The 12,880-nt window shown below is 62.1% G+C and carries 14 protein-coding genes; 6 read left to right on the top strand and 8 right to left on the bottom strand.

The features are described 5' to 3' along the window. The first annotated feature begins 45 nt into the window (after nucleotides 1-45). The gene (locus tag IP76_RS07260) at nucleotides 46-750 is read left to right on the top strand and encodes an HAD family hydrolase (protein ID WP_054157550.1); all 705 of its coding nucleotides are present in this window, start codon (nucleotides 46-48) and stop codon (nucleotides 748-750) included. Here IP76_RS07260 and IP76_RS07255 read toward each other — a convergent pair whose 3' ends face one another. Further along, the gene (locus tag IP76_RS07255) at nucleotides 751-1,386 is read right to left on the bottom strand and encodes a DNA-3-methyladenine glycosylase I (RefSeq protein ID WP_054157549.1); all 636 of its coding nucleotides are present in this window, start codon (nucleotides 1,384-1,386) and stop codon (nucleotides 751-753) included. Nucleotides 1,387-1,597: 211 nt separating this feature from the next. Between IP76_RS07255 and IP76_RS07250 the strand changes: the two genes are divergently transcribed. From IP76_RS07250 to IP76_RS07240, 3 genes are all read left to right on the top strand, one after another. Continuing rightward, nucleotides 1,598-2,440, top strand: a complete 843-nt coding sequence (locus IP76_RS07250; RefSeq protein ID WP_054157548.1) for a L,D-transpeptidase — start codon at nucleotides 1,598-1,600, stop codon at nucleotides 2,438-2,440. 152 nt (nucleotides 2,441-2,592) lie between these two features. Next, nucleotides 2,593-3,216 carry a L,D-transpeptidase gene (locus IP76_RS07245; protein WP_245281418.1) on the top strand — a complete coding sequence of 208 codons (624 nt, stop codon included), beginning with the start codon at nucleotides 2,593-2,595 and terminating at the stop codon, nucleotides 3,214-3,216. A gap of 181 nt (nucleotides 3,217-3,397) precedes the next feature. Continuing rightward, nucleotides 3,398-4,027: an outer membrane protein gene (locus IP76_RS07240; RefSeq protein ID WP_156318508.1), complete on the top strand. Its 630-nt coding sequence runs from the start codon at nucleotides 3,398-3,400 to the stop codon at nucleotides 4,025-4,027. Nucleotides 4,028-4,033: 6 nt separating this feature from the next. Here IP76_RS07240 and IP76_RS07235 read toward each other — a convergent pair whose 3' ends face one another. From IP76_RS07235 to IP76_RS07215, 5 genes are all read right to left on the bottom strand, one after another. Continuing rightward, the gene (locus IP76_RS07235) at nucleotides 4,034-4,504 is read right to left on the bottom strand and encodes a hypothetical protein (RefSeq protein WP_156318504.1); all 471 of its coding nucleotides are present in this window, start codon (nucleotides 4,502-4,504) and stop codon (nucleotides 4,034-4,036) included. A 72-nt stretch (nucleotides 4,505-4,576) separates the two neighbouring features. Further along, nucleotides 4,577-5,878 (bottom strand): glycolate oxidase subunit GlcF, encoded by a 1,302-nt coding sequence (gene glcF / locus IP76_RS07230; RefSeq protein ID WP_054157544.1) that lies wholly within the window; start codon nucleotides 5,876-5,878, stop codon nucleotides 4,577-4,579. A 49-nt stretch (nucleotides 5,879-5,927) separates the two neighbouring features. Beyond that, nucleotides 5,928-6,317 carry a DUF4870 domain-containing protein gene (locus tag IP76_RS07225; protein WP_054157543.1) on the bottom strand — a complete coding sequence of 130 codons (390 nt, stop codon included), beginning with the start codon at nucleotides 6,315-6,317 and terminating at the stop codon, nucleotides 5,928-5,930. Nucleotides 6,318-6,329: 12 nt separating this feature from the next. Beyond that, nucleotides 6,330-7,523: an FAD-binding protein gene (locus IP76_RS07220; RefSeq protein ID WP_054157542.1), complete on the bottom strand. Its 1,194-nt coding sequence runs from the start codon at nucleotides 7,521-7,523 to the stop codon at nucleotides 6,330-6,332. A 28-nt stretch (nucleotides 7,524-7,551) separates the two neighbouring features. Continuing rightward, entirely contained in the window at nucleotides 7,552-8,985 is a 1,434-nt protein-coding gene (locus IP76_RS07215; RefSeq protein WP_054157541.1) for an FAD-linked oxidase C-terminal domain-containing protein, read from the bottom strand. A gap of 137 nt (nucleotides 8,986-9,122) precedes the next feature. On the opposite strand from IP76_RS07215, the gene IP76_RS07210 reads away from it, so the two are divergent. Continuing rightward, a complete protein-coding gene (locus IP76_RS07210; protein WP_054157540.1) occupies nucleotides 9,123-10,019 on the top strand; it encodes a LysR family transcriptional regulator in 897 nt (298 codons plus the stop codon). Nucleotides 10,020-10,027: 8 nt separating this feature from the next. Here the strand turns inward: IP76_RS07210 and IP76_RS07205 are convergent, their stop codons facing one another. Beyond that, a complete protein-coding gene (locus tag IP76_RS07205; protein ID WP_054157539.1) occupies nucleotides 10,028-11,443 on the bottom strand; it encodes a DUF6880 family protein in 1,416 nt (471 codons plus the stop codon). Nucleotides 11,444-11,604: 161 nt separating this feature from the next. Between IP76_RS07205 and IP76_RS07200 the strand changes: the two genes are divergently transcribed. Continuing rightward, nucleotides 11,605-12,492, top strand: a complete 888-nt coding sequence (locus tag IP76_RS07200) for a DMT family transporter (RefSeq protein ID WP_054157538.1) — start codon at nucleotides 11,605-11,607, stop codon at nucleotides 12,490-12,492. 19 nt (nucleotides 12,493-12,511) lie between these two features. On the opposite strand, the gene IP76_RS07195 is transcribed toward IP76_RS07200, so the two are convergent. Next, a partial coding sequence (locus IP76_RS07195) for a DUF3422 family protein (RefSeq protein WP_156318503.1) occupies nucleotides 12,512-12,880 on the bottom strand: 369 nt, incomplete at its 5' end.

Here is a 12,880-nt window from a genome sequence, read left to right as displayed (position 1 = left end):
GCAACCGGGGGTAATCTGCCGTTCACAGATCGACAAGGAGGCACCATGTCCATCCGTCCCGTGACCGTGATCGGTTTTGATGCCGACGATACGCTCTGGCAGAACGAACAGTATTACAAGCTGACGGAACAGCATTATCGCAGTCTGCTCGCCGAGTTTGCCGAGGGCGAGCACATCTCCGACAGGCTGCTCGAGGCAGAGAAGCGCAACCTTGCGCATTACGGTTTTGGCATCAAGGGTTTCACACTCTCGATGATCGAGACGGCGCTGGAGATTACCGAAGGCCGTGTTCCCTCAAGCGTGATCGGCGAGATCCTGGCGATCGGGCGGGATCTCCTCAGCCATCCGGTAGAATGCCTGCCACATGCGCGTGACGCGCTGGAGGCGCTGGCCGGGCAGTATTTCCTCGTGCTGATCACCAAGGGCGATCTTTTCGATCAGGAACGCAAGCTGGCGCAATCGGGGCTCGGCGATTATTTCGATGCGGTCGAAATCGTCTCGGACAAGACGGCCACCACCTATCGGAGGATCTTTGGTAAACATGGCGATGGGCCGGAGCGATCAATGATGATCGGCAATTCGCTGAAATCCGATGTCGTGCCCGCCATCGCTGCCGGCGCCTGGGGCGTGTTCGTGCCGCATGAACTGACATGGGTGCTGGAGCACGTGGACAAGCCGGTGGAAGCACCGCGCTTTCGCGAAATCGCCGATCTCGGCGCCGTGGCGGATCTGGTCAGAAGCCTCGGCTGATCAGGGCCGAACGAAATTGGCTCGCAATTGCTCAATGCCCGCGCGGCAGCAGCAGCCTTCGATATGATCGTTGACGAGGCCCATGGCCTGCATGAAGGCATAGACTGTGGTCGGGCCGACAAAGGTCCATCCGCGCTTTTTCAGGTCTTTTGAGAGGCGGATGGAGGTCGGTGACGTGGGGTTGGCGCGCAGCGTCGCATAGTCCATGCGGGTCGGGCGTTCCGAGGCATCCGGCTCGTAACTCCAGAAGTAACGAGAGAGCGAGCCGTATTCGTCTTCAAGGTCGATGGCACGGCGGGCATTGTTGATCGTCGAGACAATCTTGCCGCGATGGCGGACGATGCCGGCATCGGCGAGGCAGCGGGCAATGTCGTCATCACCGAACGTCGCCACCTGATGGAAATCGAAGCCAGCAAAGGCTGTCCGGAAACTCTCGCGTTTGCGCAGAATGGTCAGCCAGGACAGGCCGGACTGGAAACCTTCAAGGCAGATCTTCTCGAACAGCCTGATATCGTCGGTAACGGGGCGGCCCCATTCCTCGTCGTGATAGCGGCGATAGTCTTCCAGGCCGCCATGCCAGAAGCAGCGGTCGAGACCATCATCTCCGCGGATCAGTCCATCTGGAACACCCGTCATGCGATTCTCCCCTCCGGTTCAGGGCGTTTACCATTTGTTCACGATTTTTCCAAACGAGACGCTAACCCTGACAAAAGGTTTCGCGGATCACGGGCATTTTATGGAGAGCTGTTTACCTGATGGCGGGTTGGCTCTGGCAGGATCCGGCCATTCCGGCGTGCGCACTGAACCAGCCTCGCCTCCCCTTCGGTCCCGTGTTGTGAGTCGTCCGATGTCGTTGAAGAAGATCCTGATGGCCCTCGTGGCCGCCCTGCCGATGGCCTTGCCCGTTCACGCCAATGATCGCTACCAGAACCGTCCGCCGGTGATGGTCAGCCCCGATCTATCTGCGCCCTGGGTTCTGCAACTGGGTGGCGTGCCGACAACGCAAGCGCGCCAGCAGAGGCCTCGCGCGGGTGCACGCCCGCTGTTTCCGCAAGCGCAGCAGGCCGGCCGTCAGCTGAGACCCGTCTATCGCAATCAGGTGCGGCAGCAGATTGCGCAGCCGGCACCGGTTGGACAACGCCGGATCGCCTCCCAGCGGCGCGGCCTGTTTTCGCAGCAACCCCCGGTTCAACAGGTGGTTGCCCGTCCCGCAAGGCCAGCCAAACCGCAAATCGAGCCAAAATTCCTGCCGCAGATGGTGCAATACGATACGAAGCACAAGCCGGGCACTGTGGTCATCGATACGCGGGAACGGTTCCTCTATCTCGTGATGGAGAATGGCAGCGCCAAGCGCTACGGGGTGGGCGTCGGCAAGCCAGGCTTCGAATGGGCCGGTACCCACAAGGTGACTGCAAAGAAGGAATGGCCGGATTGGCGCCCGCCGCAGGAGATGATTGCCCGCGAGGCCGAAAAAGGCCATTTCCTTCCAGCGCATATGCCGGGCGGGCCGGAAAATCCGCTGGGTGCACGCGCACTCTATCTCGGATCGACGCTTTATCGAATCCACGGCACCAATGCGCCCTGGTCGATCGGCAGCGGCGTGTCCTCCGGCTGCATCCGTATGCGCAATGAAGATGTCATCGATCTCTATGACCGCGTGCCCAAGGGCGCCAGCGTCATTGTGATCTAAAGCACTGATTGCGTCACACGCATTTCATTCGATCTTGCTTTGGCAGGCAAATTGACTAGGGTTTCCCTCGATCCAAAGGGGGATTTTCCATGTCGAAACTGAAATTCAGCACGGCGGCGCTTCTGCTCGTCGCCGCGTCCATCGCCCTGCCAATGCAGGCATCGGCCTTCGGCCTCGACCGTGTCGAGACGAAAAACAACGTCACTCTGGTCGCCCAGCAGCGCAAGGAAGTGCCGGAAAAGTTCAAGCGCAAGGTCGTGCGGCTTTCGACGGACGAAAAGCCCGGCACCATCATCATCGATACCAACAACAAGTTCCTCTACTATGTCGAAGGCAATAACCGCGCCACGCGCTACGGCGTCGGTGTGGGCCGCGAAGGTTTTGGCTGGTCAGGCGTGGTGAAGATCGGTCGCAAGCAGGAATGGCCGGAATGGCGCCCGCCGGCAGAAATGCGCCAGCGTGAAGCCGCCAAGGGTCACATCCTGCCGGTCGTGCAGGAAGGCGGCCCGGACAATCCGCTCGGTGCACGCGCCATGTATCTCTACAAGGGCGGCCGTGACACGATCTTCCGCATCCATGGCACCAACCAGCCCTGGACCATTGGCCTCAACATGTCGTCTGGCTGCATCCGGATGATGAACAAGGATGTCGAGCACCTCTACGAGCGTGCCGATATCGGCGCCAAGGTGATTGTCGTGGGCCCGGGCAACAAGCAGGGCGAAGTTTCCTTCGACGACAAGGGCATCGACATTCTGCGCACGATCTTCGGCGGCTGATCCCAGCCCCCGGCATCTGCCTGTCATCAAGGTCGCGCCCATGCGCGGCCTTTTTTCATGTCATCTTCCTGTAGCAGGGACATAGCAGTCTCCGTCGCATGGCCGTATCCATCATCCGGCCGGCACGTTCCGGAGATCCTGCATGAACCGCCTTTGCTGCCGCAGCCTGCCCTTCCTGCTCATGACCGGCGCCTGCCTGATGGCGGCCAGCCCCGCATCCGCCGAGATGGCGATCTCCGCTTATGGCGGGTTTCAGACCGCGCCGCATAGCGATATCGAGGTATCTGACGACGCTGATTTCCGCGCCGGCTGGGATGGCAAGTCGTTCGAGATGCCCCCCTATTACGGCGTGCGCGGCACCTGGTGGATGGAGGGCATGGGACGGCCCAACCTCGGCCTTTCCGTCGACTTCACCCATGCCAAGGTCTATGCCGATAGCGAAACGCTCGACCGTTCCGGCTGGTCGCATTTCGAGTTTTCCGACGGCATCAACCTGCTCACGTTGAATGCGCTTTACCGGATGCCAATCGAAGGCACGAAGTTCGTGCCTTATGTCGGCGCCGGCGCCGGCATCAACGTGCCACATGTCGAAGTCACACGCGCTTCCGGCCGGACCTTCAATTACCAGCTCGGCGGAGCGACCGTTCAGGCACAGGCCGGTGTCGCCTACGAGTTCGCCGACAACTGGTCGGCCTTCCTTGAATATAAGGGCAACTATTCCTGGGTCGATGTCGACATCGATTCCGGCGCATCGCTGAAGACCAACATCCTGACCAACGCGGTCAATATGGGCGTCAGCTATAAGTTCTGAGCCGCGTCAACGCTTGATCGAACAGAAGATGGGCGCACGGTAATCCAGAACGGTTTGGGCACCAGCTGAAGCCGTGGCGCCCAGCCGGGTCAGTGCCATCACATATTCGCCTTCGAAGCGAAGCGTATCTGCTGATTTCCGCGTCGTCAGAAGCGAGAGCGTCAGCCGGTAAACCGGCTCGCGTTTTGGAAAGACGGCCTGCAGGCTGAAGCGCAGATCCCTGTCGTCTGTCCAGTATTGCCGGATCATTTCAGAATCCATCTGGAAGCGGCGCAGTTCGGCTGGAGCCCTCTTAGCCTTGAGCCCTGCAACACCGCGAAAGTGAATGAGCTTCTGCTCGTCCTTCTTGCTGAAACCGCTTTCCAACGACATGTCGAGCATGGCATCGGACGCGGCACAGTAGATGCGCTCTGCCGCGCTTACCGCCACTGGACTGGATACCAACAGCAAGGCGACCAGCACCAATTTTCCAGTCACTGCAACCTCCCAGGATGAAACATCCGCAGGAGAGTATTACAGACATCGCTTAACAATTCGCTGAAGCCCGCTTCAACCGCGCAGTGCCCTGGGCCTCTCTCCGCCATAGGCCCAGTTGAGCAATTCCACCGTATGCACGATTGGAATGCCGGTTGCCGAACCGATCTGCGTCATGCAGCCGATATTACCGGCCGCGATGAGATCGGGTCTGGTCTTCTCGATGTTTTTCACCTTGCGAGCCTTGAGGCGGGCAGAGATCTCCGGCTGCATGATGTTGTAGGTGCCGGCAGAGCCGCAGCAGAGATGGCCTTCTGGCGGATCCTTGACGGTGAAGCCGGCCGCTTTCAGCAAGAGCTTGGGCGCCATGGTAACCTTCTGGCCGTGTTGCAGCGAACAGGCGGAATGATAGGCAACGGTCAGGCCCTTCGGCGCTTCGACCGGCAGATCGAGGGTGTGAAGATATTCGGTCACATCCTTCGCCAGTGCTGAAATGCGGGCGGCCTTTTCGGCATAGACAGGATCCAGCCGCAGCATGTGGCCGTAATCCTTGATCGTCGTGCCGCAGCCGGATGTGGTAACGATGATCGCATCGAGACCACCCTCATCCACGGCGCGGCTCCAGACGTCGACATTGCGCCTTGCGCTTTCCAGCGCCTGTTCTTCCCGCCCCATGTGATGCACCAGCGCGCCGCAACAGCCTTCGCCCCTGGGCACGACGACTTCCACGCCGAGCCGGGTGAGAAGCGCAATCGCCGCTTCGTTGATGCCGGGATCAAGCACCGGCTGGGCACAGCCTGTGAGGATCGCGACGCGGCCACGGCGCTCAGTCTTCGGCGCATGGGTTGCGGGTTCGGCAAAGGTGGAGGCTGGAGGCACGGCAGAGGGCGCAAGCCGCAACATGGCTGCCACCGGCTTCAGCGGTTTGACCTGATCAAAGAGGCCGGCAAAGGGCCGACCGAGGCCTGCTGCCTTCAAAGCCCAGCGGAAACGGCCCGGATAGGGCAGCACCATGGCCAGCACGTTGCGGATCAGCCGGTTCGGCAAGGGCCGCTTATAGGTCTTTTCGATGTGGATGCGGGCGTGATCGACCAGGTGCATATAGTCGACGCCGGAGGGACAGGTGGTCGTGCAGGCAAGGCAGGAAAGACAGCGGTCTATATGGGTGACGATCTGCTCATCCGCCGGCCTGCCGTTTTCCAACATGTCCTTGATCAGGTAGATGCGGCCACGCGGACTGTCGAGCTCGTTGCCGAGCGTGACATAGGTCGGACAGGTGGCCGTGCAGAAGCCGCAATGCACGCATTTGCGCAGGATGCTTTCCGCTTCTGCCACATGCGGATCGGCGAGCTGTTCGGCGGTGAAATTGGTCTGCACGTCGGTCCTCCCCCGGAGCAGCGTTGAAAGCTGCGCCGGATATGCTGCTTCAGATCCACCAAGTATCCGGTTTTCCCACTGGCTGGCCTGCGGATGCCTTTTGCAGGCCGATAACACAACGGATGACGCCCCAGATTGAAACGCCTAGCATCAACAACATGCCCAACGCCCCCATCAGCACAAACATCGCCACGACTGCGAGAAGCGAATAGAGTAAACCCAGCCAGAATGTTCTGATGGCATAGGTGTAATGGGTATCGACCCAGGCATCGCCCTTGCTGCGGTTCACATAGGCCATGATCAAGCCGATAATTACGGTGATGCCGACGACGAAACTGACCAGATAGAGGCAATAGACCAGCTGCGCATTCAGACGGCCGGGAGAAAACCAGCCCTCCCCGCCCGAGGTTACAGGCGGCTGGTAGTTCGGATCAGTCATGACAAAACTCCTTCATGCCATCAGTTCGGGATTGAAGATCCCGTGCGGGTCGAGTTTTGCCCTGACTCGGGCGGAAAGCAAAGCGACAGCCGATGTCTGCGGCTCGAATGCCGGCGTGGCGGCCCTGACAGCCGGGCTCGCGCGAAGCAAGGCGGCATGGCCTCCGCCCAGCGTGCGAACGCCGTGCCTCAGCACCTCTGCTTCCGGATCGGCCTCCATCCGCATCCAGATCAGGCCACCCTGCCAATCGTAGAAGGCATCGATGCCGGCGCGGAGCCGGAGGCCGGCCACCAGCTTGTGCGCTTCCGACGGGGCCATGGACACGCGCCAGAGCGGCCGCGTCGTGCCATCGGCATAGGGTGTCACATCGCGGATCTCGCGCCACAGCGCCTTCGTCTGCTCGGCATCAAGCCGGCTGATGGATCCGAAGCCGGCCAGGGCCGACGTCAGCTTGTCGGCGCGGACAGCGACCGAGGCTTCGAGCCCTTCCAGCCTCAGAACGGTCGCGGCACCCTCCGGCAGCACGCCGCCAATGACCCGACCTCGCACGCTTTCCGGCAGATGTGCGGCACCCGACACCTCGACAGAGAGCGACATGGCCGAGGCGAGAAGTCTTACCGCCTCTTCGTCATCCAGCCCTGAGACGACGAGGGTGAGCGCCGTCTTCGGCACGGGCAATACCTTGAAGGTTACCTCGGTCAGGAAGCCGAGCGTGCCGTATGAGCCGGCGAGCAGCTTGACGAGATCAAGCCCGGTAACGTTCTTCATCACCCGGCCACCCGCCTTTACCGCCTCGCCTTCGCCATTGACGAAGCGGATGCCGAGAAGATGATCGCGGGCGGCACCGGCGGTGAAACGGCGCGGGCCGGAGCTGTTGACGGCAAACAGGCCACCGATGGTCGGCGTGCCCGATGTACCCATCAGGCCCCGATGATCCATGGGCTCAAACGCCATGCCCTGACCGTTTTCGGCAAGCGCTGCCTCGATCTCGGCGACCGGCGTGCCGGCATGGGCCGTGATGACCATTTCGGCGGGATTGTAGGCGGTGATGCCGCTGAGGGCTGCGGCAGAGAGGACGCTTTCCGCGGTCACGGCATTGCCGAAGCCGGCCCGCGTGCCGCCACCCCGGATGGCGAGCGGCGAGCGGCTGGCGGCGTGGTCGCGGATAATGTCGGCGGCTTCGGTTTCTGTGGTGGGGGTCAGCATGGGGTGGCTTTCGTAGAGACTGTGTCCCTCATGCCCTGCCCTCCAGCGGAAAGACCTTGGAGGGGTTCAAGATCCAGTCCGCATCGAAAGCCGAGCGCACCGCCATCTGCTGGGCAAGATCGACCTCGGAGAACTGGTGCAGCATCAGGTCGCGTTTTTCGATGCCGACGCCGTGTTCGCCGGTGAGGCAGCCGCCGGCATCGACGCAGAGTTTCAGGATTTCCATGCCGGCCGCTTCGGCCCGTGCGGCATCTTCGGGATCATTGATGTTGTAGAGGATCAGGGGATGCATATTGCCATCGCCGGCGTGGAAGACATTGGCGACGCGCAGGCCGTAGCGGTCGGTAATCTCCGCGGTCTTCTTCAGAACATAGGCCAGCTGGCTGAGCGGCACCGTGCCGTCCATGCAGATATAATCGGCGATGCGGCCCGTCGCGCCAAAGGCGGATTTGCGGCCTTTCCAGATCAGGGCGGCTTCCGTTGGTGACTGGCTTTCGCGCACGGTCTTGACGCCGTGGCGCCTGGCGATCTCGACGATCGCGGCGAGCATCGCCTCCATCTCGGCTTCCGAGCCTTCGACCTCGACGATCAGCAGCGCCTCGACATCGAGCGGGTAACCGGCATGGGCAAAGGCCTCGCAGATCTCGATGGCCGGCTTGTCCATGAATTCGATGGCAACCGGAATGATGCCGGCGCCGATGACATCGGCGACGCAGGAACCGGCAGCTTCCGCGCTGTCGAAACCGAAGAGTACGGGGCGCGCCCCTTCCGGCTTGGCGAGCAGGCGCACCGTCGCTTCGGTGACGATGCCGAGCTGGCCTTCCGAGCCGCAGACGAGTCCGAGCAAGTCATAACCTTCCGCATCCAGATGCTTGCCGCCGATATCCACCACCGTGCCGTCGACCAGCACCAGCTTGACCCCGAGCAGGTTGTTGGTGGTGACGCCGTATTTCAGACAGTGCGCGCCGCCGGAATTCATCGCGATGTTGCCGCCGATGGTGCAGGCCAGCTGCGAGCTTGGATCAGGGGCGTAAAAATATCCATCACCGCCAACGGCCTCTGAAATGGCGAGATTGGTGACGCCGGCCTGAACCGTTGCGGTCCGGTTTGCGTAATCGACATCGAGAATGCGGGACATGGCCGAGAGGCCAAGCACGACAGCATCTTCCTGCGGAATGGCGCCGCCCGAGAGGGACGTTCCGGCGCCGCGGGGCACCACGGGAATGCCGTAGCGGTGACAGTATTTCATCACGGCAGCGACCTGGGCCGTGGTTTCCGGCAGGACGACCGCGAGCGGGCGGCGGCGATAGGCAATGAAGCCGTCGGTCTCGAAGGGGACGAGGGCGTTGAGATCTTCGACAAGGCGGCCAGCGGGCACGAGTTCCCGGAGGTCACCGAGGATCTCGGCGCGACGGGACAGAACGCCTGCCCTCACCGGCAGAAAGGCTATGGCTTCGCTCATGTCTCGCTCCCCCTCAATGCCTGGAGTATAGCCTTGCAAGCTGCCTCGCTCAACTGGTTCATTTTTCTTACCACTATGCCGTAGGTTCGGCAAATGCTATAGACTTATGACCGAAGAGGAAAAAGTAGTACTCGACCATGACCAATCTCGGTGACCTTGAAGTCTTTGTCCGCGTGATTGCAGCCGGCAGCATGTCGACGGCTGCGCGGGACCTTGGATTATCGCCAGCCGTGGTGTCGAAGCGGATCAAGCGCCTCGAAGACAAGCTCGGCACGCGGCTTTTGCAGCGCACGACGCGACAGATCTCGCTGACGGAGGCGGGCCAGGGTTTTTACGAGCGTGTCCTGACGATCCTTGGCGGACTTGAGGAGGCGGAAGCCTTCGCCTCAGGGCGCTCTTCGGAGGTTGCGGGAACGCTGAAGATCTCCGCACCCACCTCCTTCGGGCGCATGCATGTGGCGCCGCATCTGAAGCCCTTCATGCAGGCGCATCCCGACCTGACGATCAATCTTATCCTGTCGGACGAGTTCACCGATATTGTCGGGGGCGGCTTCGATCTGGCGATCCGCATTGCCGAACTCCACGATTCCTCGCTGGTGGCCCGAAAGCTTGCGCCGGTGCGCCGGGTGCTCTGCGCCTCACCGGCCTATATCGCCGAACACGGATTGCCGCAGAGCCTTGAAGAGCTAAAACGCCACCGCTGCCTTCCGGCCCACAATCACGAACAGTGGCGCCTGGAGGGGCCGACGGGACCCGTGGCACTGCGCCCCGAAGGCATGCTGGTCACCAATTCCAGCGAAGTGATCCGCGAAGCCGTGATCGCCGGGCTCGGGATTGCGCTGCGATCTACCTGGGACGTAGGCGCGGAGCTGAAGAGCGGCCGGCTGGTGCAGGTAATGCCGGGATATGAGAGTTCGCGCAACGTGGCGCTGTCGGCCGTCTATCCAAGCCGGCAATTCCTGCCGGCGAAGGTCCGCCTGTTCATCGACTATGTGGCAGAGCTTTACGGGCCGGAACCCTATTGGGATCGGTGAGATCAGGCTTAGCTACCCGTCAGCCCACCCGGCACCGAACTCCAGAAACCATACTTCTTCGAATGGCTCCGCCTTAACTCCGCGAGGAAAGCGAGATGGGTGGACAGCCCATGGCCGGCCGGCAGATGCGGCATCAGGCGTTCCAGTTCGGCGACGTAGCGGCCGGCATGCGGATAGGCCATGCCGATGCCGCGCCTGAGAATGTCCTCGACGAGCACGCGGTAGAGCACCACGGCCGCCAGCGGCTCCTTGGCGGACAGGGCTTCGGCCGCCGGTGCTAGATCGTCGTAGTAGCGTCCCTCCCAGTCATGCTGGTGGCGCAGAACCTGTTCGGCGGCGAGATCGAGGCGCGGCCAGGTGATGAAGAAGTCGAGCGCGAGATAGATATCCTCATGCGCCCGGACGACGTCAAAGGCGCGGTCCATCTCGTCGAATTCAGCAAAATCGTCGAGCTTCGACAGATAAAGCCGCAGCACGCCCGGATCGAGGGCCTCGGAAAATTCCCGCCAGCGCAGTTCCTGGGCATCCTCGCGGCGCTTCAGGCGATCAAGGATCTCGGCCTCGAGTAGCCGGCGTTCATGGGCACCGTATTCCGGACCGACGGATGTCGGCATGCCGTTCACCGGAATGATCCGCATGCCACGCGGCCGCTCGCGGACCCATTCGAGCGCATCTTCGAAACGTGCCGCGCGATAGAGAAGGTCTGCGACAGCGAGCGTGTCGCGGCGATTGTCGGGCTTCTGGCGCTCCAGCACGAGAAAGGCGTCAATATCACCCTGATGCAGGGCGAGCGCCTGCAGGAGATCGAGCGCGCCAAGCTTCAGCGGTTCCGTCGGCACAACCTCGGCCAGCAGCGCCCGCCAGGCATCGGAGGCGGGCTTTGCCAGCACGGCGGTCAACTCGCGCAGGAAGCCGGTGTGTTCGCCGTATTTGTCACGCAGACGCAGCCGCTCAATATGGGGCACCAGGCGGGCTTGCTCATCTGCGTCGATGGAGCGGATCAGCTGAACGGTTGCGGTTTCGGCATCTTCAAAGACTTTCCACAGCCGGGCGCTGTCGGCGACCAGCCGAGCGGACAGGGGAAAGCGCAGGCCGATGAAACGCAGGATACGCTCGGCGGCAGCCGGCGCATCGGCCAAGCCGAGTTCGGAGAGGATATTGCGGGCAAGGGCTGAAAACTCGACGGCCATATCGCGGGCGCGGGCCTTGTTGATGCGCGTGCGGGCCTGGTCGATGGTGTCGAGACGGCGGTCGATCAGCCGGGCCATCTCGTCCGGTCCACCTTCACCGGCCAGCGCCGTCTGCAGCCGGGCCTTCAGCGCCTTGTTGGCCGCCGCCTCGTCGAGCAGGATATCGATCAGCTTGTCGATGCCGAGCGCGGTCAAGCCCTTCTTGTCGAGCTTCGCCTTTACCTGTTTTGCCATGCGCCTGCGGGATCTCGGGTTTGTGTTGACGTCTTACATGGTCAAGAAGCACGAAACTGGCAAGACTGTATATTCGATCCTCTGCGCGACGTTGCCGAATAGCCAGGCCATTTGGAGAATGCTAGGCAAGCCGCCTACCTCACAGCCATGGCCTTCCTTAAATGTTCATCTCCGAATTCCTCGCGCTCGGCGCAGCCACCTGCATTGCCATGAGCGGCATGCTGATCAACGAGCTCAATGGCCGCGTGGGTCTGTTTCGGCTGGCGCGCTGGCAGTTGCTGGCCGCCTTCGGAATGACGGCAAGTGCTGCAGTCGTGACCGGCGGTTGGCGAAGCCTGGAGGGCTGGCATGTCGGCGCGCTTGCGACGTCCAGCCTGTTCGGCATCATGATCGCCAGCACCACCTATTTTGCCGCGATCTATGCGGCTGGCCCGCGGGTGACGGCGCTGCTGTTTTCACTGACCTCACCTTTTGCGCTTATCCTGGGCTATCTGGTGCTCGGCGAAACCATCGACCTGCAACAGGCGCTTGGCGTGGTGCTGGTTCTCGCCGGCATCCTGCTGGCCATCGGCCTGCCCGGTGCAGCAAGCGCGACAGAGGCGACTTCGCGACAGCGCATTTCCCGGACAGGCATCGCGCTCGGATTGGTGACAGCACTCGGGCAGGCGCTTGGCAGCCTCTGTGCCCGACCGGCCATGGCGGATGGCGTCGAACCTTTCACGGCCATGGCGGTGCGCTCCGGGTTCGCTGCCGTGTTTTTTGTTGTCCTTGCCTTCGTGCCGCTTCGGCCGTTGCGCAGCAGCGAGGCCTTCTCCTGGAAGGCGCTCGGGCTTGGCGTGACGGCCTCGTTCTTCGGCACCGGGCTCGGCATGTCGCTGCTGATGGCGGCCTTGGCCGGCGGCAATGTCGGGATCGTCTCGACGTTGTCGTCAATGACACCCGTCGTCATCCTGCCGATGCTGTGGATCAGAACCGGCGTCGCACCCCGCCCCTCAGCCTGGCTCGGCGCGGGACTTGCGGTGGTGGGTACGGGGTTGATCAGCCTCTGATCACACTCCCCTTATCCAGTCAGCCGCCAGCCTCGTGATGGCGCCTGAGCCGTCGGACCATCCACCACACACCGAGAATGGCGAAGGGCACCGAGATGCCGGTCACGACGGCCGGGTCAACGGGCAAAAGGTCGTGCGGGATGGCCTTGGCGGCATAACCGACCAGGCCGATGATGTAATAGGAGATGGCGGCTACCGACAGGCCTTCGACGGTCTGCTGCAGGCGCAGTTGCATTTCGGCGCGGCGGTTCATCGTGGCGAGGAGATCGGAATTCTGCCGCTCCAGTTCGACATCGATCCAGGAACGCACGAGACCGGTGGCGCGAGACAGCTTGCGCGACAGGTTCGCCTGCCGCTCCTCGATCGACTGGCAGGTGCGCATGGCGGG

Origin of the sequence: Rhizobium sp. AAP43 (assembly GCF_001296045.1) — a bacterium.
Taxonomy (GTDB): domain Bacteria; phylum Pseudomonadota; class Alphaproteobacteria; order Rhizobiales; family Rhizobiaceae; genus Allorhizobium.
The sequence above is the reverse complement of the archived record's forward strand: the minus strand, read 5'-3'. Positions and strand labels throughout refer to the sequence as shown.